19 protein-coding genes are annotated in these 21,893 nt (G+C 58.1%); 9 read left to right on the top strand and 10 right to left on the bottom strand.

The window, feature by feature from the left end; all coding sequences use genetic code 11:
- Positions 1–2: 2 nt before the first annotated feature.
- The 8 genes from V6L79_RS05265 to V6L79_RS05300 all read right to left on the bottom strand — a co-directional run bounded on the left by V6L79_RS05265 (position 3) and on the right by V6L79_RS05300 (position 9,841).
- Positions 3–1,925, bottom strand: coding sequence for a PrkA family serine protein kinase (locus tag V6L79_RS05265; RefSeq protein WP_261740696.1), 1,923 nt, complete (start codon positions 1,923–1,925; stop codon positions 3–5).
- Between the two features lie 299 nt (positions 1,926–2,224).
- The gene (gene glpE, locus V6L79_RS05270) at positions 2,225–2,554 is read right to left on the bottom strand and encodes a thiosulfate sulfurtransferase GlpE (protein ID WP_261740697.1); all 330 of its coding nucleotides are present in this window, start codon (positions 2,552–2,554) and stop codon (positions 2,225–2,227) included.
- Positions 2,555–2,586: 32 nt separating this feature from the next.
- On the bottom strand, positions 2,587–3,468 hold the full coding sequence (locus tag V6L79_RS05275) for a symmetrical bis(5'-nucleosyl)-tetraphosphatase (RefSeq protein WP_261740698.1): 882 nt from the start codon (positions 3,466–3,468) through the stop codon (positions 2,587–2,589).
- Positions 3,468–3,848, bottom strand: coding sequence for a Co2+/Mg2+ efflux protein ApaG (apaG, locus tag V6L79_RS05280; protein ID WP_261740699.1), 381 nt, complete (start codon positions 3,846–3,848; stop codon positions 3,468–3,470). The genes V6L79_RS05275 and apaG overlap by 1 nt, the downstream gene beginning before the upstream one ends.
- 123 nt (positions 3,849–3,971) lie before the next feature.
- Positions 3,972–4,790 carry a 16S rRNA (adenine(1518)-N(6)/adenine(1519)-N(6))-dimethyltransferase RsmA gene (gene rsmA / locus V6L79_RS05285; protein WP_261740700.1) on the bottom strand — a complete coding sequence of 273 codons (819 nt, stop codon included), beginning with the start codon at positions 4,788–4,790 and terminating at the stop codon, positions 3,972–3,974.
- Positions 4,787–5,776 (bottom strand): 4-hydroxythreonine-4-phosphate dehydrogenase PdxA, encoded by a 990-nt coding sequence (gene pdxA, locus V6L79_RS05290; RefSeq protein WP_261740701.1) that lies wholly within the window; start codon positions 5,774–5,776, stop codon positions 4,787–4,789. The genes rsmA and pdxA overlap by 4 nt, the downstream gene beginning before the upstream one ends.
- Positions 5,773–7,107 carry a peptidylprolyl isomerase SurA gene (gene surA, locus V6L79_RS05295; RefSeq protein ID WP_395247281.1) on the bottom strand — a complete coding sequence of 445 codons (1,335 nt, stop codon included), beginning with the start codon at positions 7,105–7,107 and terminating at the stop codon, positions 5,773–5,775. The genes pdxA and surA overlap by 4 nt, the downstream gene beginning before the upstream one ends.
- Positions 7,088–9,841, bottom strand: a complete 2,754-nt coding sequence (locus V6L79_RS05300) for an LPS-assembly protein LptD (protein WP_338579904.1) — start codon at positions 9,839–9,841, stop codon at positions 7,088–7,090. Before V6L79_RS05300 ends, surA begins: the two co-directional genes overlap by 20 nt.
- A gap of 131 nt (positions 9,842–9,972) precedes the next feature.
- Between V6L79_RS05300 and V6L79_RS05305 the strand changes: the two genes are divergently transcribed.
- Genes V6L79_RS05305 through V6L79_RS05315 form a run of 3 tightly spaced genes read left to right on the top strand, consistent with a single transcriptional unit; the run spans position 9,973 to position 12,432 of the window.
- On the top strand, positions 9,973–10,998 hold the full coding sequence (locus tag V6L79_RS05305) for a phosphotransferase (protein WP_321835536.1): 1,026 nt from the start codon (positions 9,973–9,975) through the stop codon (positions 10,996–10,998).
- Positions 10,995–11,666, top strand: a complete 672-nt coding sequence (gene murU / locus V6L79_RS05310) for an N-acetylmuramate alpha-1-phosphate uridylyltransferase MurU (RefSeq protein ID WP_338579905.1) — start codon at positions 10,995–10,997, stop codon at positions 11,664–11,666. The genes V6L79_RS05305 and murU overlap by 4 nt, the downstream gene beginning before the upstream one ends.
- 1 nt (position 11,667) lies before the next feature.
- Complete coding sequence (locus V6L79_RS05315) at positions 11,668–12,432, top strand: DnaJ domain-containing protein (protein ID WP_338579906.1); 765 nt, start codon at positions 11,668–11,670, stop codon at positions 12,430–12,432.
- A gap of 6 nt (positions 12,433–12,438) precedes the next feature.
- Here the strand turns inward: V6L79_RS05315 and V6L79_RS05320 are convergent, their stop codons facing one another.
- Positions 12,439–13,416, bottom strand: a complete 978-nt coding sequence (locus tag V6L79_RS05320; RefSeq protein WP_261740707.1) for an alpha/beta hydrolase family protein — start codon at positions 13,414–13,416, stop codon at positions 12,439–12,441.
- A 74-nt stretch (positions 13,417–13,490) separates the two neighbouring features.
- Here V6L79_RS05320 and V6L79_RS05325 point away from each other — a divergent pair, with 74 nt between their 5' ends.
- From V6L79_RS05325 to V6L79_RS05350, 6 genes are all read left to right on the top strand, one after another.
- Entirely contained in the window at positions 13,491–15,881 is a 2,391-nt protein-coding gene (locus V6L79_RS05325; protein ID WP_261740708.1) for a PAS domain S-box protein, read from the top strand.
- 7 nt (positions 15,882–15,888) lie between these two features.
- On the top strand, positions 15,889–16,524 hold the full coding sequence (locus tag V6L79_RS05330; protein WP_261740709.1) for a response regulator transcription factor: 636 nt from the start codon (positions 15,889–15,891) through the stop codon (positions 16,522–16,524).
- Between the two features lie 252 nt (positions 16,525–16,776).
- Complete coding sequence (locus tag V6L79_RS05335) at positions 16,777–17,901, top strand: ABC transporter ATP-binding protein (RefSeq protein WP_261740710.1); 1,125 nt, start codon at positions 16,777–16,779, stop codon at positions 17,899–17,901.
- A 40-nt stretch (positions 17,902–17,941) separates the two neighbouring features.
- Positions 17,942–18,982 (top strand): ABC transporter substrate-binding protein, encoded by a 1,041-nt coding sequence (locus V6L79_RS05340; protein WP_261740711.1) that lies wholly within the window; start codon positions 17,942–17,944, stop codon positions 18,980–18,982.
- A 68-nt stretch (positions 18,983–19,050) separates the two neighbouring features.
- Positions 19,051–20,298 (top strand): ABC transporter permease, encoded by a 1,248-nt coding sequence (locus V6L79_RS05345; protein WP_338579907.1) that lies wholly within the window; start codon positions 19,051–19,053, stop codon positions 20,296–20,298.
- Between the two features lie 10 nt (positions 20,299–20,308).
- The gene (locus V6L79_RS05350) at positions 20,309–21,133 is read left to right on the top strand and encodes an ABC transporter permease (RefSeq protein ID WP_261740713.1); all 825 of its coding nucleotides are present in this window, start codon (positions 20,309–20,311) and stop codon (positions 21,131–21,133) included.
- Here V6L79_RS05350 and V6L79_RS05355 read toward each other — a convergent pair.
- The gene (locus V6L79_RS05355) at positions 21,130–21,588 is read right to left on the bottom strand and encodes an REP-associated tyrosine transposase (protein WP_338579908.1); all 459 of its coding nucleotides are present in this window, start codon (positions 21,586–21,588) and stop codon (positions 21,130–21,132) included. The two genes, V6L79_RS05350 and V6L79_RS05355, sit on opposite strands and share 4 nt — an antisense overlap.
- Positions 21,589–21,893: the final 305 nt, after the last annotated feature.

Below are 21,893 nucleotides of genomic sequence, written 5' to 3' on the forward strand. Positions count from 1 at the left end.
CCTTACTGCGACTTACGGACCCGCAGGTACCACTCGGAGAGCAGTCGTACTTGTTTGTCGGTGTAGCCGCGTTCGACCATTCGAGTGACAAAGTCGTTGTGTTTCTGTTGGTCTTCCTTGCTCGCTTTGGCGTTGAAGCTGATAACCGGCAGCAGGTCCTCGGTATTGGAGAACATTTTTTTCTCGATGACTACGCGCAGCTTTTCGTAGCTGAGCCAGGTCGGATTTTTGCCGTTATTGTTGGCACGGGCACGCAGTACGAAGTTGACGATTTCGTTGCGGAAATCCTTCGGATTGCTGATGCCTGCCGGTTTTTCGATTTTCTCCAGTTCTTCGTTGAGCGCCACGCGGTTGAGGATTTCGCCGGTTTCCGGGTCACGGTATTCCTGGTCCTGAATCCAGAAGTCAGCGTAAAGCACATAACGATCGAAGATGTTTTGCCCGTACTCGCTGTAGGACTCCAGGTAAGCGGTCTGGATTTCCTTGCCGATAAACTCGATGTAGCGCGGCGCCAGGTATTCTTTGAGGAAACGCAGGTAGCGCTCGCGGGTTTCGGGCTGGAACTGCTCCTGTTCGATCTGTTGTTCGAGCACGTAGAGCAGGTGAACCGGGTTGGCGGCAATTTCGTGCGGGTCGAAGTTGAATACCTTGGACAGGATCTTGAACGCGAAGCGGGTCGAAAGGCCGTTCATGCCTTCGTCGACGCCTGCGTTGTCGCGGTACTCCTGGATGGACTTGGCTTTGGGATCGGTGTCCTTGAGGTTCTCGCCGTCATAGACCCGCATTTTGGAGTAGATGTTGGAGTTTTCCGGCTCTTTGAGGCGTGAGAGTACGGTGAACTGGGCCAGCATTTTCAGGGTGTCAGGTGCGCAATGGGCTTTGGCCAGTGAGCTGTTGAACAGCAGTTTGTCGTAGATTTTTACTTCGTCACTGACACGCAGGCAGTACGGCACTTTGACGATGTAGATCCGGTCGATAAACGCTTCGTTGTTTTTGTTGTTGCGGAAGGTGTGCCACTCCGACTCGTTGGAGTGGGCCAGCAGGATGCCCGTAAACGGAATCGCGCCCAGGCCTTCGGTACTGTTGTAGTTGCCCTCCTGGGTGGCGGTCAGCAGTGGGTGCAGCACCTTGATCGGTGCCTTGAACATCTCCACGAACTCCATCAGGCCCTGGTTGGATCGGCACAGTGCGCCGGAATAGCTGTAGGCGTCTGCGTCGTTTTGCGGGAATTCTTCGAGCTTGCGGATATCGACCTTGCCCACCAGTGCCGAAATATCCTGGTTGTTCTCATCGCCTGGTTCAGTCTTGGCTACTGCGATCTGGTTGAGGATCGAAGGGTAGAGCTTGACCACGCGGAACTGACTGATATCGCCACCGAACTCGGCCAGACGCTTGGTGGCCCACGGCGACATGATGGTGCTCAGGTAGCGTTTCGGAATGCCGAAGTCCTCTTCGAGGATTGCGCCATCTTCGGTGGCGTTGAACAGGCCCAAAGGCGACTCAAAGACCGGTGAGCCCTTGATTGCGTAGAAAGGGACTTTTTCAATCAGTTGTTTCAGCTTTTCGGCAAGCGATGACTTGCCGCCCCCGACCGGGCCCAGCAGGTAGAGGATTTGTTTCTTTTCTTCCAGACCCTGCGCGGCATGGCGGAAGTAGGAAACGATCTGGTCGATGCATTCTTCCATTCCGTGGAAGTCTTCAAAGGCCGGATAGCGGCGAATCACTTTGTTGGAGAAGATTCGCGACAAGCGAGAGTTGTTGGAGGTGTCCAGCAGTTCCGGTTCACCAATGGCCAGCAGTAGCCTTTCAGCGGCAGAGGCATAAGTGCTTTTGTCTTGCTTGCACAGCTCAAGATACTCCTGGAGCGTGAGCTCTTCCTGGCGTGTGGATTCAAAGCGTTGTTGGAAGTGGCTAAAAATACTCATGACGTCACCTCGCTCGATACGTGGAGTCGGCGATAGACCGGTCAGTTCGAGTGCTGGCATGCAGCAGCATTTCAGCTGCTGTGTACCCCCCAGGACACCATCAAGGTGGCTAAGCCCTTGAAGTTACTACCGATGATCCATTCGCCGGTGTACCGGCTCTCCCCAGATTTGGATGGCCTGAGGTAAAGGATAGTTGGTAATCCGCAAGGTCAAGGCGCGATGCGTGAATTGTTGCGTTTGACCGTTGGTCAGGAAGGGCGCCAGCCCACTGATCACGGGGGCTGGCGTAAATAAAAATATTATTCGTTTGTGCTTTGAGCGGTTTCGGCTGGATAGGTTGTACGCCACAACTCGAAGCCGCCATCCAGGCTGTAGACCTCGCTAAAACCCTGGCTTACCAAATACGCTGCGGCGCTTTGACTGGAGTTGCCGTGGTAGCAGGCGACGATCAGTGGTGCGTCGAGGTCGGCGTTGGTGATGAAGTCGTGCAGCGAGTGGTTGTCCAGGTGCTTCGCGCCGCTGATATGGCTGGCTGCGAAGGCTTGCGGGTCGCGTACATCAACCACTACGGCGCCTTGTTCGCGCAAGGCCTGGGCCTGCTCTGGCGGGATACGTTTGAATTCGGTCATGGGAAGTTCCTGTGGCCTGACAGCGGGCGCGGTTAGCCGGCGCCCAAGGGTTGGGAAGGTTGGGCTGATTGCGGGACGATGGAGGGTGCGGCAATGCCAGGGCCGTCGCAGTCGCAACTCAGGCGTTGGCCGGTGTCGACATTGAGCAGAGTCATGGCTCCACCCCAAACACAGCCTGTGTCGAGTGCGAAAATGCCGGGCTCCTTGCAGTTGCCTTCCAGCGCCGCCCAATGCCCGAAGATGATCTTGAGGCCTTGGGTTTTGCGTTCTTTATAGCTGAACCACGGCGCATAGCCGGGCGGGGCGCTGCCGAGGCCTTCTTTGCTTTTGAGGTCGAGCTTGCCTTCGCGGGTACAAAAACGCATCCGGGTGAAGTAGTTGGTAATAACCCGCAGACGGGTGACGCCGGTGAGGTCGCTGTCCCACTTGGCCGGGTCATTACCGTACATGCCATCGAGATACGGCCTGATGAGATCGTCATTGCGCAGGGCCTGCTCGACTTCGCTGGCGCACTTGAGGGCTTTTTTCAGCGTCCATTGCGGCGGAATCCCGGCATGCACCAGTGCGATGTTGCGCTCACTGTCGTGGTGCAGCAGCGGTTGCTGGCGTAGCCAGTCCAGCAACTCATCACGATCGGGTGCTTCGAGGATTTCGCGCAGTGTGTCGCCTTTTTTCAGGCGCTCGATGTTATAGCCCACAGCCAGCAGGTGCAGGTCATGGTTGCCCAGTACGCATACCAGTGATTCACGCATGCGGTATAGAAACCGCAGGGTTTCCAGCGATTGCGGGCCACGGTTGACCAGATCACCTACCAGCCAGAGCTTGTCTTTACCCGGGTCGAACGCTACGCGCTCCAGCAGGCGCTTGAGTGGCTGCAGGCAGCCCTGCAGGTCGCCAACGGCATATACCGTCATCAGTGCAGGGCTCCGGGCACCGCAAGGCGGAAGGGCGCAATGATGGCTTTGAACTCATGACCGTCGTCGGCATGCATCAGGTAGCTGCCTTGCATGGTGCCGACCTTGGTCATGATCACCGAACCACTGCTGTAGGTGTGTTCGCTACCGGGGTCGATTTTCGGTTGTTGTCCGACAACGCCAGCGCCGCGGACTTCTTCGACATGGCCATCGCCGTCGGTTATCACCCAGTGCCGGGACAACAGCTTCGCGGGTACTGAGCCGTTGTTGCGCACCGTGATGGTGTAAGCAAAGGCAAAACGCTGATGTTCGGGCTGTGATTGTTCTGGCAGGTAACGCGTGACGACGCTGACGTCGACCAGATAGCGGGGATCGGGCATGCGAAAGGCCTTACTTGAAAGCGGAGACACAGTTCGGGATAAAACTGATGCCTGAGTCTAGGCCAAACAACGGGTACTAGGCCAGACGTGGTGTCTGACCGGGTACCCGTTTTTTCTCAGCGGTCAGTCGGCAGCGGGCGCTTCGACAGGTTGTTCGCTGAGCTTGTCGGCCAGACGCACAAAGGCGGCCAGGTCGAGTTGCTCTGGGCGCTTGCTGCCATCGACGCCGGCAGCTTCGATTTCAGCGTTGCTGAGCAAGGCTTTGAGGGTGTTGCGCAGGGTTTTGCGGCGCTGGTTGAAGGCTTCGCGAACCACGCGCTCAAGCATGCGATGGTCCTTGGCCGGATGCGGCAGCACTTCGTGCGGCACCAGGCGGACAATTGCCGAATCAACTTTTGGCGGTGGATTAAACGCGCCGGGGCCTACGTTGAACAGGTGTTCGACGCGGCAGTGGTACTGAACCATGATCGACAGACGACCCCAGTCGCCACCGCCAGGACCAGCGGCCATGCGTTGAACCACTTCTTTTTGCAGCATGAAGTGCATGTCGCGGATCAGGTCGGCGTTTTTCAACAGGTGAAAAATCAGCGGGGTGGAAATGTTGTACGGCAGGTTTCCGACCACGCGCAGGGTGCGCGGTGCTGCATTAAGGCTCTTGAAGTCGAACTTCAGCGCGTCACCCTGGTGCAGGGTGAAGTTGCTCATGCCTGCAAACTGGCGATTGAGGATCGGGATCAGGTCTTTGTCGAGCTCCACGACGTCGAGCTGGCCACCGCTGTTCAAAATGCCTTCGGTCAGGGCACCCTGGCCCGGCCCGATTTCCAGCAGGCGATCGTCAGCCTTGGCGTGGATGGCACGCAGGATGCGGTCAATAACGCCCGCATCGTGCAGGAAGTTCTGACCAAAGCGCTTGCGCGCCTTGTGTTGGTATTGCTCGTTCATATACGGGTCTCGGCCATCTGGTAGGCGGTTTCCAGGGCGACTTGCAGGCTGCCGGTATCGATCTTGCCGCTACCCGCCAGATCCAGGGCGGTGCCGTGGTCGACAGAGGTGCGGATAATCGGTAAGCCCAGGGTGATGTTGACTGCGGCACCGAACCCCTTGTACTTGAGTACGGGCAGGCCTTGGTCGTGGTACATCGCCAGCACTGCGTCGCAGTGTTCCAGATATTTGGGGGTAAACAGAGTGTCGGCAGGCAGCGGGCCACGCAGGTCCATGCCCTCGCTGCGCAGGCGCTCCAGGGTTGGTTCGATGATGTCTATTTCTTCATGGCCCAAATGTCCGCCTTCACCGGCATGGGGGTTGAGCCCGCAGACCAGGATACGCGGTTGGGCAATGCCGAATTTTTGTTGCAGGTCGGCGTGCAAAATACGGGTAACCCGCATCAGACGCTCGGGTGTGATTGCATCGCTGACCAGGCGCAGTGGCAAGTGAGTGGTTACCAGTGCCACGCGCAGTCCGTGGGTGGCAAGCATCATCACGACCTGCTCGGTCTGGGTCAAGTCAGCAAGGAATTCGGTATGCCCGGAGAACGGGATGCCCGCTTCGTTGATCACGCCTTTATGCACCGGGGCGGTGATCATGCCCGCGAAGTCGCCATTCAGACAGCCTTGCGCGGCGCGGGTCAGGGTTTGCAGCACAAACGCTGCATTGGCCTTGTCCAGTGTGCCTGCAGTGACTTTGGCATTCAGTGGGGTATCCCAGACGTACAGGCTGCCTGCTGGGGCAGGTTTTTCGGGCCAGTTGCCAGGCTCGACCGGTAACAGGCTGACAGCCACACCGAGCTGCGCGGCCCGCTCAAGGAGCAGGTCGCGGCTGGTGATTGCTATCAGGGGGTGCGGCTGGGGTTGCGAGGCGAGTAGCAGGCACAGGTCTGGACCTATACCTGCCGGTTCGCCGGGTGTCAGTGCAAAACGCTGTGTTTTCACTGCGCGGCCTGACCTGCGCCATCTGTTGCGCTAGCGCCAGGAAGTTTGATTTCTACATAGGCTTCGTCGCGGATCTGACGCAGCCAGGTTTGCAGCTCTTCGTCGTACTTGCGGTTACGCAGTGCGTTCATTGCCTGCTGTTCACGGGCCTGGGTGGTGCTGTCAGTGGCGCGGCGGCCAAGGACTTCCAGGACATGCCAGCCATATTGAGTCTTGAACGGCTTGGACAGTACGCCTTGCGGAGTATCGGCCATGGCTTCGCGGAACTCGGGTACCAGCGAATTGGGGTCAACCCAGTTCAGGTCGCCGCCGTTAAGGGCAGAACCCGGGTCTTCCGAATACGTCTTGGCCAGAGTGGCAAAGTCTTCGCCCGATGTGATGCGGTCGTAGATTTTGGCTGCCAGCTCTTTGGTTTGCGCTTCGCTGCGGATTTCACTTGGCTTGATCAGGATGTGGCGAACATGAACTTCGTCCACTACAACCGATCCGCCACCACGTTTTGCATTCAGCTTGAGGATGATGAAGCCGCCAGGCGTACGCACTGGAGGCGTCACGTCACCCACAGGCATTTCGCTGAGCATACGGTCGAAAGGAGGTGGCAGTTGGGCAGCTTTACGCCAGCCCATGTCGCCGCCTTCCAGTGCCGTATCGCTGCCGGAGCGAGCGATAGCCATTTGGCCAAAGTCCGCGCCTTGCTTGAGCTTGTTGTAGACGTCCTCAGCCTGCTTGGCTGCGTTCTGGATGGCTTCCGAATTCGCGCTTTCAGGCGTTGGAATCAGGATATTGGCCAGTTGGTACTCTTCGGACAGCTGCATTTTGCCAAGGTCAGAGGCCAGGAAGTTCTTCACTTCCTGATCCGTTACCTGAATGCGCTCAGCCACGCGGCGTTGACGCACACGGCTGATGATCATTTCGCGACGAACCTGCTCGCGGGCATCTTCATAAGACAGGCCGTCGCGGGCCAGAGCCTGACGGAACTGTTCGATGGACATGCCGTTGCGCTGGGCAATGCTGCCAATGGCCTGGTTCAGCTCTTCATCCGCGATACGGATACCTGAGCGTTCGCCGATCTGCAGTTGCAGGTTTTCGACGATCAGGCGCTCAAGCACTTGCTGATCCAGAACGCTGGCAGGCGGTACGCCTTGGCCACGCTTGGCAATGGTTTGCTGAACTTCGTGGACACGCTGGTCCAATTGGCTCTGCATGATCACGTCGTTGTCGACAATGGCCACCACCTTATCCAGGGGCTGTACCGCAGCGCTAGCTGCGGTACCCAGGAACAACGCGCCCAGCATTAGCGGGCGCAGACACTCAGAAAGCTTGATCTTCACGTTCACGATAACCTTGGATGCCTTTGTCGAGGAAGCTCTCTACTTTGGTGCCAACAACGCCACCGAGACCTTTCAGCACAACTTGGAGGAAGAGACCATGGTCGCCCTTCTCATTAAGAGGGGCTGCTTGGGTGTACTCGTCGTTGGATACCCAATAACGGCTGATCAGACGAAGCTTCCAGCAGCAGTTGTCGTACTCGAAACCACCGAAGGCTTCCAGGGTACGGTTGCGGTTGTAGTCGTACTGCCAGCGGCTGATGGCGTTCCATTGCGGCACGATCGGCCAGATAACCGAGAAATCGTGCTGCTGGATTTTGTAGTAATCCTTGATGTAGCCCGGTTGTCCTGGAGACAGGTAGTCGCCGCCGCCCACAGTCCATTTGCCGGTGTACTGGTCGTAGCGGACCTGGTCGTCGCGATAGCGGTAGCCGACGTTGATAACCTTGTTCGGGTTGTCTTCAGGCTGGTAGTGCAGCATCGCACTGCCCGAGCGCGGGCTGTGGGTTTCCGGATCCCAGTTGTAGTCGGCTGTTGCGCGCCAGTCGCGGTTGAAGCGGTAGGCGTATTCCAGTGCATACGGAGACACGCTGGAAGTTGCGTCCTTACGGTTTGCGTCAATCCCAGGCAACTGAACCTTGCGGTCCTGGAAGTAGTAAGCCTGGCCCAGGCTGATGCGCTGACGCTCAAAGCCGTCGTCTTCGATCAGGCGACTGGTCAGGCCCAGCGACAGCTTGTTCTCGTCGCCCACACGGTCGGTGCCGGTGAAACGGTTGTCACGCCACAGCGAGGAATAACTGAAGGTGCTCTGGCTGGTATCGAAAATCGGGATGTCATCCTGATTTTTCTCCGGTACATACAGATAGAACGCACGCGGTTCCAGGGTTTGGCGGTAGTCGGTGCCGAACCAGTTGGTGTTACGGTCGAAATACAGGCCGCTGTCGACGCTGGCGATTGGCACGCTGCGGTTGACCGAACTGTTGAATTTCTGGCCGTCTTTGACCATTTCTGTCTTGCCGATGCCATCCAGATCCAGATCGTACTGGGTGTACATGTACTTCAACGATGGCGTCAGGTAACCGTAGCTCCAGTTCAGCGGCATGCTGACGTTCGGCGCAAGGTTCAGACGCGTACCGTTGGCCCGGGCCAGGCCAGCCACGTTGTTGTCGAGGCGAGGATCTACCGTGCCATCTTCGTTGGTGTAGCTGCCGTTTTCGAGGTTGCGATCGAAGCGAACCAGCTCGGTGTTGTAGCCGATATTCAGACCACCCGGTTGCGTCGGCAGGACACCATTGAGGGTGAGCTGCGGCAGCATGTCGTAAGGCGTGACCTGAGTAACGGTGGCCAGCTGATAAGCCTGCACGTTCAGCTTGGCGGTGTAGTCATCGCCACGGTAGCTGACGGCACCCTGCTGGTTCAGGTAGTCACGGCTTTCAACGCCGATCTGGTCGCTTTCCAGGTCCTGGAAGTAATACGGGTCGCTGATCTTGGTGTAGTCAACTTCGGTCAGGACGCGCGAATCCAGGCCGCCCTTGTGCTGCCAGTTAAGCATGTAGCGCTTGTCTGTGTAGTCGGTCTGACGTTTGCGGTCGTCATTGTCGTCGTTGAGGTACGCGGCACCAAACTGACCTTCGCTGGATTCGGTCAGGTAGCGGAACTCACCTTCCATCAACAAGCCGCGCTTGGTCATGTAGCGCGGGTACAACGTGGCATCGTAGTTAGGTGCCAGGTTGAAGTAGTACGGAGTCACGAGCATAAAGCCGGTGTCGGAACTGCTGCTGAAAGACGGCGGCAGGAAACCGGACTGACGGCGATCGTCGATCGGGAAATAGATGTACGGGGTGTAGAAGATCGGGATGTCTTTGACCCGTAGCGTCACGTTGGTCGCCGTACCGAAACCGGTAGCCGGGTTCAACGTGATGTTGTTGCCCTTGAGTTGCCAGGCGTTGCTGCTCGGCTCGCACGTGGTGTACGTACCGTCCTTGAGACGGATGATCGAGTCTTCAGCGCGTTTGGCGTACAGCGCACTGCCGCGAATACGCGACTTGTGCAGCACGTATTCGGCGTTGTCGACCTTGGCAGCGCCGGTGTCCAGTTGAACGTCGGCGTGATCACCAACAATCAATGCACCGTTGTCACGCAGGCGGACGTTGCCATTGAGTTCGCCACGGCTTTCAGCCTGATACAGGCTGGCTTCGTCGGCTTCGACCTGCATGCTGCCCTGGCGCATGACGACGTCACCGGCCAGGGTCGCGACCTGCTCTTCCTGCTGATAGCGGGAGGCTTTGGCGCCCACAAACGTAGGCGCATCGCTTTTGCTGGTGGTGTCATGCATGCCCGGACGGTTGGGCTCGACGTAAGACCCGGAGCAGTACGGACCGGTTTCGGCCAGTTGCGCGGCTGTCAGCTGCTCACGCGGAACCCAGTCGAGGTGACTGTAGTCAGCACTGCGAGCCTTGAGCCCGCGGCCTTTGGCTTCAGTTACCAGCGGAGCCTGTGCGGCTTGCTCGGCGGTTTCACCGTTGGCGCCTAAAGACCCGTCACTGTGTGACGGACGTGGCGGCAACTGCGCAACGTTGGTTTTTGGCGCGCAATCCCAGCCACCCGTAGCCGACACGGAACAGTCATACTGTTCCTCGGCAAAAGCGAACGGCGTAGCTAGAGGTTGCATGGCCAGCAAACTGCCGGTTACCAGCAACGGAAATTTTTTACGAAACGCGGGGGATTTCAATGCCATCTTATTAGTCCGGGCTTCCTGCGTGCCATCAGCCCGCGGTGGGGGACCGCACGCCTATCGATGGTCTGGAAAAGATTCTGGATAATAAAGCATGACCCGCTTGACGGCTAGCGCCGTCGGAGACCCTTGTAATGCCTGACCAAGATGTACGCTTGCAACACCTGAAAGTTTGGCTGGATGAACAGTTGGCAACCTTGTTCGCGAATGAGGGTTGGGGTCCTGTACCCCCAGCCACGTTGACTGCTGCCAGTAGCGATGCGAGTTTCAGACGCTATTTTCGCTGGGAAGGCGAGGGGCGCAGTTTTGTCGTCATGGACGCGCCGCCGCCCCAGGAAAACTGCAAACCTTTCGTCGATATCGCTGATTTCTTGCGAACCTGCCAGATAAACGTACCGAAAATTTATGCCCAGGACCTCGAGCGCGGCTTTCTTTTGCTCAACGATCTGGGTAATAAAACCTTTCTCGATGTGATTAACAGCACCAACGCCGATGAATTGTTCAAGGATGCCATCGAAGCCTTGCTGGCCTTTCAGCAATTGCCGATGACCACTCCTTTGCCCAGCTATGACGTGGCCTTGCTGCGCCGTGAGCTTGAACTGTTCCCCGAGTGGTATGTGCGCGCTCACCTGGGCGTGGAATTCAATGAACAGCAACTGGGCGCCTGGCAACGGGTCAGCGGGCTGCTGATCGACAGTGCCCTGGCACAGCCTCAGGTGCTGGTTCACCGCGACTTTATGCCGCGCAACCTGATGCTCAGCATCCCCAACCCCGGGGTGCTGGATTTTCAGGACGCGGTGTATGGCCCGGTGACCTACGACATCACGTGCCTGTTCAAGGACGCCTTCTTGAGCTGGCCCGAAGAGCGTGTGCGTGTGTGGTTGCAGGACTACTGGAAGCTGGCGCTGCCGTTGGGTATCCCGGTGCAACGCGACTTTGAAGAGTTCCTGCGTGCCAGCGACCTGATGGGTGTGCAGCGGCATTTGAAAGTGATCGGTATTTTTGCCCGAATTTGCCATCGCGATGGCAAACCACGCTATTTGGCCGATGTGCCGCGTTTCTTCTCTTATATAGAAGCAGTGCTGGCGCGGCGTCCCGAGTTGGCTGAACTGAGTGAATTGTTCGCCAGCCTTGGCCTGGCCAGCGAGGCCGATGCATGAAAGCGATGATTCTGGCAGCAGGCAAGGGCGAGCGTTTGCGACCGCTGACCCTGCACACGCCAAAACCATTGATTCGCGCGGGTGGCGTGCCGCTGATCGAGTACCACTTGCGGGCACTGGCAGCGGCGGGCTTTACCGACATCGTGATCAACCACGCCTGGCTGGGTCAGCAAATTGAAGACCACCTGGGCGACGGCTCGCGGTTTGGCGTCAGCATCCAGTACTCCCCGGAAGGTGAGCCGCTTGAAACCGGTGGCGGGATTTTTAAAGCCCTGCCATTGCTGGGCGATGGACCTTTTGCCGTGGTCAACGGTGACATCTGGACCGACTACGACTTTGGCGCCTTGCGCCAGCCACTCACAGGGCTGGCGCATCTGGTGCTGGTAGCTAATCCGGCGCACCACACGAGCGGGGATTTCAGCCTTAACGGCGAACACGTTCAAGACGGCCTGCCGGGTGCCGATACGCTGACCTACAGCGGGATCGCAGTACTCGACCCTGAGCTGTTCAAGGGTTGCGCTGCGGGTGCGTTCAAGCTGGCGCCGCTATTACGCAAGGCGATCGCCGCAGGGCAAGTGACAGGGGAACGTTTGCAGGGGCATTGGGTGGATGTGGGCACGCATGAACGCTTGGCCGAGGTCGAGTCGTTGATCAAGGGCGCCAGCTAAAATGTTGTGGCCAGGGACTCTGATTGGAGCCGGAGCGGGCTTTTTCATTGCCAGCATTCCGGGGGCCATGCTCGGTGCTTTATTGGGGCAAGCGCTGGATCGGCGTTTGCAACTGCACAGTTGGGCGCATCTGCTTGAACGTCTTGGTGCCCGGCCGGTGCTGCGCAACGATGAACTGCTGTTTCTCCTGCTTGGCCGATTGGCGAAAAGCGGTGGTCGTGTAGTGGATAAACATATCGAGCAGGCGCGGCTGGAAATGCGTCAACTCGATATGCAACCCTCTGCGCAGAAGCGTGCGATTGCCGCGTTCAATCGTGGCAAGTCCGGGAGTGATTCATTACGCGGCTATCTGCGTCGTCTCAAGGTTCAACCCCATGCGGCAGAAGGGGTGTTGCGTGCCTGTTGGCGGATGATTCTGGCGGACGGCCGAGTCGCTCCCCAAGAGCGCGAGCTGATTGTGCTTTGGGGGAGTTGGCTGGGTTGGACCCGGCAACAGGTTCTGTTGCTGGGGGGTGAACATGATACCCAAAGAAAACCCCTGGCCACCCGTAGCGGTACTTATCAGCAATCGCTGACCTTGCTGGGGGTCACGGCCACCTGTGAACCGGCACACATCAAACGTGCCTATCGACGTTTGCTCAGCCGTCATCACCCGGACAAGGTAGCTGGCACCGGAGCCAGCCCGGCTCAGGTGCGTGAAGCCACGGAAAAAACCCGCGAATTGCATCATGCCTACGCCTTGATTCGTGAGCGGCGCGGCTTCTAGCACCGTTCATTTGTCCACAGGCTGCGGGCTGAGCCAGCCACGCACTCGACGGAACAACTGCTCCTGTTCGCCATCCCGGTTTCCCGGGGTGGCAACCAGTCCCACTTGTTTGAAATTCGCCCCGTTAGCCCGCTTGCTGGCCTGTAACCGTTGCAAGGCGGCTTCGCGAGCCAATGGTTGGTCTTTATAGAAAATATCCAGCAGCGCGATATTCAAGGCGGGCGTCAGTTGGCTCAAATCAGGTTGGGCCTGAACGGGCTTGTGGGCTTCAACCATGATCAGTTTTTGAATCTGGGCCGGGTGCTTAGCACTGATATAGCGTGATGCCCAGTAAGCTCCCGAGCCATGCCCGAGCAAAACAATGCTGCGCATGTTCTGTTGCTGGGCAAAGGCAATGCCCGCTTCGATGCGCGCGAAGATGCGTTCGGCATCGAGCTTGCTCAATTCGTCAGGGTTTTGCGTGGTCTCGGAGTCCGGGCTTTCTGTACCAGCACTGGCCGCCTGCTCGATGGGTTTGGCTGTGGTGCTGGCCGCTTTGCTGCTACTGTCTGTCGCTAATGTCGTAGGAGGTTTCTCTGGTTCGACCTCCCGCGGCTGGCTGGCCTCGCTTTGCATGTCCGGCAAGCTCAGGCTCAGGCTGGCCCAGTTGGCGTCCGGCAGCTTGTTGCGCAACGGGCCCACGACCAATGGCCAGTCGGCAGTTTCACCAGCACCGGGGATGATAATCACCGCACCGCTGGCGGCACTACTGTTGGCAGGTTTCCACAGGGCGAGAAAGCTATCGTTCGGGGCCTGCAGTTGTTGCTGCTCTTGTTGCGGAATTTGTCGCTGCAGAGCCGCCGCATCTTCCTGGCTGCGTTCGGGCAACGGTTCGCGCACGGGCGGCTTGGTCTCGGATTCGGTCTCGGCTGCAAATACTGGCAGGGCGAGTGGCAACATCAGCGACAGGCACAAGGCCGGTAGCGCCAGACGATAAGAAAACATCGGATATTCCAAGCCAGAAGTAGTCCCGGCAGCGTAATGGGTTGATCAGTATTTGTCAGGGTGTGAGCGTTTAGATGAGACGTTTTTGCTATCTGTGGGTTATCGGCTGGTTGTGGCTGCCCTTGATGGGCCATGCGGCACCTGTGCCTGCGGCTCAATTGTCGCAGGAGCAGCGCCAATGGCTGGCCCAGCATAAAGAGCTGCGGGTGGGGTTGGTCTTGCAGGCACCCTATGCCAGGTTTGATCAACGGCTTCAGCAGCTCTCGGGCGCCAATGTCGAACTGATGAAGTGGCTGGCGCAGGCGCTCGATGTTGAACTGGTGTGGCGTAACTACCCGGACCTTGCACAGCTTGAGCAGGCCGCCCGAGCGGGAGAGATCGATCTCGTGCCGGGGTTGACGCAAACCCCTGCCGGTTTGCGCTTGTGGCTGTTTTCCGATCCTTACATGCGGGTTCCGCAGTTACTGGTTGGCGTACGCAATGGCACCGGCTCGGTCGACCTGGAGAGAGTGGATAGCAAGACCCGGGTCGCAGTGCGCATGCCCAGCGCCACGGCTGATTTTTTGCGCAGCAGTTACCCCGGCCTCAACCTGCAAGGCGTGCCGCTGGAGCGTCAGGCCCTACAGTTGTTGCTCAGCCAGCAAGCCACTTACGCGGTAATCGACGAAGCTCAGCTCAGCCGGCTGTCTGCCGAGCCAGAGTTTGCGGGGCTGGCGGTGGTGGGTGATGTTGGCTTGCCGCAATTGTTGCGGGTTGCGACGCGCCGTGACTGGCCGCAGTTGGCCGGTATCGTAGAGCGTGGGTTGCATGCAATTCCGGCGCGGGACATGGAGCAACTGCACAGCCGCTGGCTGCAACCCAAGTATCCGCACCTTGGGCCATCGCCCGGCTTTTGGCAGAACCTGTGTTTATTGATCGGTACGTTGCTGTTGGCCAGCATGGCCATTGTGGTGTGGCAACGTCGTCAGCAGACGGCTCTGGAGCGCGCCTTGCTCGGCGCACGTGAAGACTTGGTCTTGCATACTGCCAGTGCCGAGGCTTTGCGCTTGAGCCAATTTTCAATCGACCAAAGCCCGGTGGGCATCCTGTGGGTCAATTGGGACAGCCATGTGCGCTACGCCAATCGGGCTGCCGAAGACATGCTCGGCTATCAGCCGGGGGCTGTGCTGGACCGGCCGTTGAGCGATTTTGAACCAGGCCTGAACATGGACCGCTGGTTGAATATGTGGCGGCGTGCACGCAATCGCAAAGAGGGCGTGCACCGCAGTGAAAGCCTCTGTGTGCGGGCCGATGGCAGTGAGTTTCCGGCGGATGTGACCTTGAGTTTTCTGCGCTTTCAGACGGCGGAATACCTGGTCGTGTACCTCAATGACATCACCGAACGGCACCGGGTGCAGGCCGCACTGCAAGAGAGCGATGCACGTTTGCAGGGCATTGCCGCCAATGTGCCAGGGTTGGTCTTTCGTCTGGAGCGCTCATTGCTGACTGGCGAACTGGACTTTCCCTATATCAGTGAAGGCAGCGAAAGCCTGGCGGGTTTCTCCCCGGCGACGTTGCGCTTGCGCGAGGTGGGCTTGCGCAGCCTGGTGCATCCTGATGACCGGGCCGACTACCACCGGGTGCAGGATCTGGCGCTGGACAGCGACAGTGACTGGTCATGGCAAGGTCGGATTCTGACCCGCCAAGGCCAGCAGCGCTGGGCTGAAATCAAGGCGATCACTCGCCGTCTGGATGATGGCACCGTAGTGTGGGACGGCATTGTCTGGGATATCAGCGAAAGCAAGCGCATTGAACTCGAACTCGACAGCTCCCGTGGGCAACTGCGCGAATTGTCGGCGCACCTTGAAAGCGTGCGTGAAGAAGAGAAGGCGCGCATCGCCCGTGAAGTTCATGATGAGTTAGGTCAAATGCTGACGGTGCTCAAGCTGGAAACCTCGATGTGCGAGCTGGCCTATGCGCAGCTCGATCCGGGGTTGAATGAACGGCTCAACAGCATGAAAAAACTGATTGCACAGCTCTTCCAGCTAGTGCGTGATGTGGCCACTTCACTGCGCCCGCCGATTCTGGATGCGGGTATCAGCTCAGCCATCGAATGGCAGGCCAGACGCTTTGAAGCGCGTACCCACATTCCGTGTCTGGTGCAGGTGCCGGAACACTTGCCGCCGCTTGGCGCGGCCAAGGAAGTGGGGTTATTTCGTATCCTGCAGGAAGCTCTGACCAATGTGATGCGCCATGCCCATGCGCATACGGTTGAGCTGACCCTGAGCGTGGAAGGCAAGGAGCTGTGCCTGAGCATCAGTGATGATGGGCAGGGCTTTGTGCCGTCTACTGGCCGGCCGACTTCGTTCGGCGTGGTAGGAATGCGCGAGCGGGTTTTGATGCTGGGCGGAACGCTGTCTTTGCACAGCATTCCGGGAGAGGGAACGACCCTGACGGTCCGCGTGCCTTTGGTTGATAAACGTTGATGAGGAAATGCTCGTGATTCGTGTACTGGTAGCAGAAGACCACACCATCGTGCGTGAAGGGATCAAGCAATTGATCGGCCTGGCCAAAGACCTGCTGGTGGTGGGCGAGGCCAGTAATGGCGAGCAGTTGCTGGAAACCTTGCGCCATGTTCCGTGTGAGGTGGTGCTGCTGGATATCTCCATGCCCGGGGTCAATGGCCTGGAGGCGATACCGCGGATTCGTGCCTTGAACAATCCACCGGCGATTCTGGTGTTGTCGATGCACGACGAAGCACAAATGGCGGCGCGCGCGCTGAAGTTTGGTGCGGCGGGCTATGCCACCAAAGACAGTGACCCGGCGCTATTGCTGATGGCTATTCGCAAGGTGGCGGCAGGTGGGCGTTATATCGACCCGGACCTGGCGGACCGCATGGTGTTCGAGGTTGGCCTGACCGATTCACGCCCTTTGCATGCCTTGCTGTCCGAGCGCGAATTTTCGGTGTTCAAGCGACTGGCCCAGGGGGTTAACGTCAACGATATTGCCCAACAGCTGGCGCTGAGCAGCAAGACCATCAGCACCCACAAGGCGCGGCTGATGCAAAAGCTCAATATCACTTCGCTGGCTGATTTGGTGAAGTACGCGATGGAACACAAGTTGTTGTAACCGTATTCGAAGCGGGCAGCTGCGGGATTGTGGCATGCCCCACATATCTGTTTACGACCCTTATGACATAACCCTGCAGCGTTATGCAGGGCTTAATCGATGCAACCATCCCAATCGCGACATCCCTGTAGGGCAATCCCTACCCAAGCCCTTCCAGCCTCCTGATGTGAATCTCTCTTGCCCCCCGATTACTGTGCGGTGGTCGCTTCTTTAGTCTTGGGCTACGGCAGTCCAAAACAAAAAGGTGTGGTTATGAGTGAGGTCGGTGCAAGCGCTGGGGCAGATGAGATTCTGGTCAGCTTTCGTGGCGTGCAAAAGAGCTACGACGGCGAAAACCTGATCGTTAAAGATCTCAATCTGGAGATTCGCAAAGGCGAGTTCCTGACCTTGCTCGGGCCGTCCGGTTCGGGCAAAACCACCAGCCTGATGATGCTGGCCGGCTTCGAGACCCCAACCGCGGGTGAGATTCTGCTGGCGGGGCGCTCGATCAATAATGTGCCTCCGCACAAGCGCGATATCGGCATGGTGTTCCAGAACTATGCGCTGTTCCCGCACATGACCGTGGCCGAAAACCTCGGCTTTCCGCTGTCAGTACGTGGGCTGAACCGCACCGACATCAGTGAACGGGTCAAGCGCGTATTGAGCATGGTGCAACTCGATGCTTTCGCCCAGCGCTATCCGGCCCAGCTCTCTGGCGGCCAGCAACAGCGCGTGGCACTGGCTCGCGCACTGGTATTCGAGCCACAGCTGGTGCTGATGGACGAACCGTTGGGCGCATTGGACAAGCAATTGCGTGAACACATGCAGATGGAAATCAAACACCTGCATCAGCGTCTCGGCGTGACCGTGGTCTACGTGACACACGACCAGGGTGAGGCCCTGACCATGTCTGATCGCGTTGCGGTATTTCATCAAGGTGAAATCCAGCAAATTGCCCCGCCGCGCATGCTCTATGAGGAGCCGAAAAATACCTTTGTTGCCAACTTCATCGGCGAAAACAACCGCCTCAATGGCCGTCTGCACAGTCAGAACGGTGATCGCTGTGTGGTCGAGCTGAGCAGGGGCGAGAAGGTCCAGGCGCTGGCGGTGAATGTCGGTCGTACAGGTGATCCGGTGACCCTGTCGATCCGTCCGGAACGCATTAGCCTCAATGGTTCCAGTGAGTCATGCGCCAACCGCTTCTCGGGCCGGGTTGAAGAATTTATCTACCTGGGCGATCACGTTCGGGTGCGTATGGAAGTCTGCGGCATGAACGATTTTTTTGTGAAACAGCCGATTGCCGAGCTGGACCCCACCCTGGCCGTCGGTGACGTCGTGCCATTGGGCTGGCAGGTCGAACATGTACGTGCGCTGGACCCTCTCTTAGAGGCGAATTGATCGCCCCGGCTTCACCAACCCTGCACAGCGGAGAACAACAATGCATACATCCTTCAAATTCACGGCCTTAAGTCTGGGCCTGATGTTCGCGGCCAATGCTCTGGCCGCAACCGATCTGACCGTGGTGTCGTTTGGCGGCGCGAACAAGGCGGCTCAAGTCAAAGCGTTTTATGCCCCTTGGGAAGCCAAGGGCGAAGGCAAGATCATCGCCGGGGAATACAACGGTGAAATGGCCAAGATCAAGGCCATGGTCGACACCAAAAGCATCTCCTGGGATCTGGTAGAAGTGGAATCCCCGGAACTGTCCCGCGGTTGCGACGAGGACATGTTCGAGCCTCTGGACCCGGCACTGTTCGGCAATCCCGAGCAATACGTCAAAGGCGCGATTCAATCCTGCGGAGCTGGCTTCTTCGTGTGGTCTACCGTGCTGGCCTACAACGCCGACAAGCTGAAAACCGCGCCGACCAGTTGGGCCGATTTCTGGGACACCAAAACCTTTCCGGGTAAACGCGGGCTGCGTAAAGGCGCCAAGTACACCCTGGAATTCGCCTTGATGGCCGACGGTGTCGCGCCCAAGGATGTGTACACCGTGCTGGCGAGCAAAGACGGTCAGAACCGTGCCTTCAAAAAGCTCGATGAACTCAAACCGAACATTCAGTGGTGGGAAGCGGGCGCACAGCCGCCCCAGTACCTGGCCTCTGGCGATGTGGTAATGAGCTCGGCCTACAACGGTCGCATCGCTGCCGTGCAGAAAGAAAGCAATCTGAAGATCGTCTGGAATGGCGGCATTTACGATTTCGATGCATGGGCCATTCCTAAAGGGTTGGGCAAAGCCAAGGCGGACGCAGCCAAGAAGTTCATGGCGTTCACGCTGATGCCACAACAGCAGAGTGTGTACTCGCAGAACATCGCTTACGGTCCGGCCAACAAGGAAGCGATGCCACTGCTGCCTAAAGAGGTGCAGGCCGATATGCCTACAGCCCCGCAAAACATCGCTAACCAAGTGCAGATCGACGTCAGCTTCTGGGCTGATAACGGTGAGCAACTGGAACAACGCTTCAACGCCTGGGCTGCCAAGTAAGCAGCGTTGACATGCGGTGCGACCCACTGGGTCGCGCCGCCATCGTTTAAAGATTTTCGGAGTTCGCCATGGCCGTCGCCGTTCCCCTGAACGAGGTCTCCAGCCCCACCTTGAAGAAACGCCTGGCACATGCCGAGCGGATTAACCGCTGGAAGGCGCAGGCGCTGATTGCGCCCCTGGTGATATTTCTGCTGCTGGTGTTTCTGGTGCCGATTGCGGCCCTGCTCTACAAAAGCGTGGGTAACCCGGAAGTGGTCGAAGGCTTGCCCCGCACCGTCGTGGCTGTTGCCGGGTGGGATGGCAAGGGTTTACCAGCGGAACCGGTGTATCAGGCACTGAGTGAAGACCTGGCCCAAGCGCGCAAGAATCAAGTCTTGGGCGATTTGTCCAAGCGTCTGAATATGGAATTGGCCGGCTATCGCAGCCTGCTGATGAAAACCGCCAAGGCGCTGCCATTCAAAGCGGCACCTGAGTCGTACAAAGATGCGATGGAAGTCATTGATGAGCGTTGGGGCGACCCGGCTTACTGGCAGGCGATCAAGCGCAATACTTCCAGCGTGACCCCGTTTTATCTGCTGGCGGCTGTGGATCACCGTATCGACGACCTGGGTGAAATTGCCCAGGCCACGCCGGATCAGTCGATCTATCTGGACATCTTCGCCCGTACTTTCTGGATGGGCTTTGTGATTACCTGCATTTGTCTGGTGCTGGCCTACCCGTTGGCGTACTTGCTGGCCAACCTGCCGACCCGGCAAAGCAACCTGCTGATGATTTTGGTGCTGTTGCCGTTCTGGACGTCGGTGCTGGTGCGGGTTGCGTCCTGGATTGTGTTGCTGCAATCGGGCGGGCTGATCAATAGCGCGCTGATTAGCATGGGGCTGATCGACAAGCCGCTGGAGTTGGTGTTCAACCGCACCGGGGTTTACATCTCAATGGTGCACATTCTGTTGCCGTTCATGATTCTGCCGATTTACAGCGTGATGAAAGGTATATCGCCTACCTATATGCGTGCAGCGATCTCACTTGGCTCCCATCCGTTTGCCAGCTTCTGGCGGGTGTATTTCCCGCAGACTTACGCCGGTGTAGGGGCAGGTTGTTTGCTGGTGTTCATTATCGCCATTGGCTACTACATCACCCCTGCCTTGCTCGGAAGCCCGAACGACCAGATGGTCAGCTACTTCGTGGCGTTCTACACCAACACCAGCATCAACTGGGGTATGGCGACAGCATTGGGTGGTTTGTTGTTGCTGGCTACCGTGGTGCTGTACCTGATGTACAACTGGCTGGTAGGCGCCAGCCGCCTGCGCTTGAGTTAAGGAGAACGCCATGCTGAGCCCATACATGTCACCCGTTGAGCGGGTCTGGTTCTACAGCTTGCGCATTCTTTGCGGGCTGATCCTGTTGTTTTTGATTTTGCCGGTACTGGTGATTATTCCGTTGTCATTCAACTCGGGCAGTTTCCTGGTGTATCCGCTGCAGGGGTTTTCGCTGCACTGGTATCAGGACTTCTTTGCTTCGGCCGAATGGATGCGTGCCCTGAGAAACAGTGTGATCGTGGCCCCGGCGGCCACGGTGCTGGCGATGGTGTTCGGCACGCTGGCGGCAATTGGTCTGACCCGTGGTGACTTCCCCGGCAAAGCATTGGTGATGGCGTTGGTGATCTCGCCGATGGTGGTGCCGGTGGTGATTATCGGTGTGGCCAGTTACCTGTTTTTTGCCCCGCTGGGGTTGGGTAACAGCTACATCTCGTTGATTGTGGTGCACGCGGTGTTGGGCGTGCCGTTTGTGATCATTACCGTGTCAGCAACCTTGCAGGGTTTTAATCACAATCTGGTACGGGCGGCGGCCAGTTTGGGTGCATCGCCGTTGACTGCCTTTCGCCGGGTGACCTTGCCGTTGATTGCACCGGGGGTTATTTCCGGTGCGCTGTTTGCCTTCGCCACCTCGTTTGATGAAGTGGTGGTCACGCTGTTTTTGGCCGGGCCCGAGCAGGCGACCCTGCCACGGCAGATGTTCAGCGGCATCCGCGAAAACCTCAGCCCGACCATAGCTGCTGCGGCAACCTTGCTGATCGCTTTTTCGGTGGTGTTGTTGCTGACCCTTGAATGGTTGCGTGGGCGCAGTGAAAAGCTGCGTACGGCGCAGGCCTAGAACCAGCAGGCATCCCACAAGGGGTAATCGCCGATCCGTGTGGCCAGCTGTGCACGGATCGGGTTTCTGATGATGTAGCGGGCTGCGGCCTTAAGGTCCTCTTCATGGCGTAGTGCCCTGTCGTAATAGCCTTTTTGCCACAGTCGGCCATTGGATTGGCTTGCGTGGTTAACTGCCACGCTACTGCGTGATTTTATGCGGCACATCAGCTCGCTCACCGATTTATGACGTAGCTCGACCAGCCAATGGCAATGGTCGGGCATGACTACCCAGGCAATTGAGTTGACGACGCCTTCGTCGTGAGCGTGCCGGAGCTGGTTGACTACGAGGCGGCCTAGGTGAAAGTCATTGAATACTGGCCGCCGTTGGTCGGTGATAGTGGTGAGCAGATAGATACCACCCGGTTCTGAGTAGCGGCCTATACGCAGGCGGCATGCGTTGTTTAAAACTGGCAATCCTTTGCCCTCCGGTTTGATGATTACTAACGCTAGATCAGCCATCGGCAAGTAACAAAGCCAACCTTTAACCGGATATTGCACCCGGCGTAGCAGCTGCCGAAGGAACGAGGCTGCGTTCGACGGCGTAGCCGTCGCAAAACCTGAAATTGCGGTGGGTCAGGTAAAACGGGGATTGAGGATTTGCGGTCGCTGCGCAACCGAACGCCGCCTCGTTCCTTCGGCAGCTGCTACGCATGGCATATGGCCAATCATCGTGGCAAGGCGGTGCGCGCGTCACGGTGGGCGGTATACAATGCGCGCCA

This window comes from Pseudomonas sp. ML2-2023-6, assembly GCF_037055265.1.
GTDB classification, from domain to species: domain Bacteria; phylum Pseudomonadota; class Gammaproteobacteria; order Pseudomonadales; family Pseudomonadaceae; genus Aquipseudomonas; species Aquipseudomonas kulmbachensis.

Coding starts and splice junctions, on each gene's coding strand:
- V6L79_RS05330 (WP_261740709.1), top strand. CDS start 15,889: ATGCTCGTGATTCGTGTACTGGTAGCAGAAGACCACACCATCGTGCGT.
- V6L79_RS05265 (WP_261740696.1), bottom strand. CDS start 1,925: ATGAGTATTTTTAGCCACTTCCAACAACGCTTTGAATCCACACGCCAG.
- V6L79_RS05350 (WP_261740713.1), top strand. CDS start 20,309: ATGCTGAGCCCATACATGTCACCCGTTGAGCGGGTCTGGTTCTACAGC.
- V6L79_RS05340 (WP_261740711.1), top strand. CDS start 17,942: ATGCATACATCCTTCAAATTCACGGCCTTAAGTCTGGGCCTGATGTTC.
- V6L79_RS05305 (WP_321835536.1), top strand. CDS start 9,973: ATGCCTGACCAAGATGTACGCTTGCAACACCTGAAAGTTTGGCTGGAT.
- V6L79_RS05300 (WP_338579904.1), bottom strand. CDS start 9,841: ATGGCATTGAAATCCCCCGCGTTTCGTAAAAAATTTCCGTTGCTGGTA.
- apaG (WP_261740699.1), bottom strand. CDS start 3,848: ATGCCCGATCCCCGCTATCTGGTCGACGTCAGCGTCGTCACGCGTTAC.
- V6L79_RS05320 (WP_261740707.1), bottom strand. CDS start 13,416: ATGTTTTCTTATCGTCTGGCGCTACCGGCCTTGTGCCTGTCGCTGATG.
- V6L79_RS05275 (WP_261740698.1), bottom strand. CDS start 3,468: ATGACGGTATATGCCGTTGGCGACCTGCAGGGCTGCCTGCAGCCACTC.
- murU (WP_338579905.1), top strand. CDS start 10,995: ATGAAAGCGATGATTCTGGCAGCAGGCAAGGGCGAGCGTTTGCGACCG.
- rsmA (WP_261740700.1), bottom strand. CDS start 4,790: ATGAACGAGCAATACCAACACAAGGCGCGCAAGCGCTTTGGTCAGAAC.
- V6L79_RS05335 (WP_261740710.1), top strand. CDS start 16,777: ATGAGTGAGGTCGGTGCAAGCGCTGGGGCAGATGAGATTCTGGTCAGC.
- V6L79_RS05315 (WP_338579906.1), top strand. CDS start 11,668: ATGTTGTGGCCAGGGACTCTGATTGGAGCCGGAGCGGGCTTTTTCATT.
- V6L79_RS05345 (WP_338579907.1), top strand. CDS start 19,051: ATGGCCGTCGCCGTTCCCCTGAACGAGGTCTCCAGCCCCACCTTGAAG.
- V6L79_RS05325 (WP_261740708.1), top strand. CDS start 13,491: ATGAGACGTTTTTGCTATCTGTGGGTTATCGGCTGGTTGTGGCTGCCC.
- glpE (WP_261740697.1), bottom strand. CDS start 2,554: ATGACCGAATTCAAACGTATCCCGCCAGAGCAGGCCCAGGCCTTGCGC.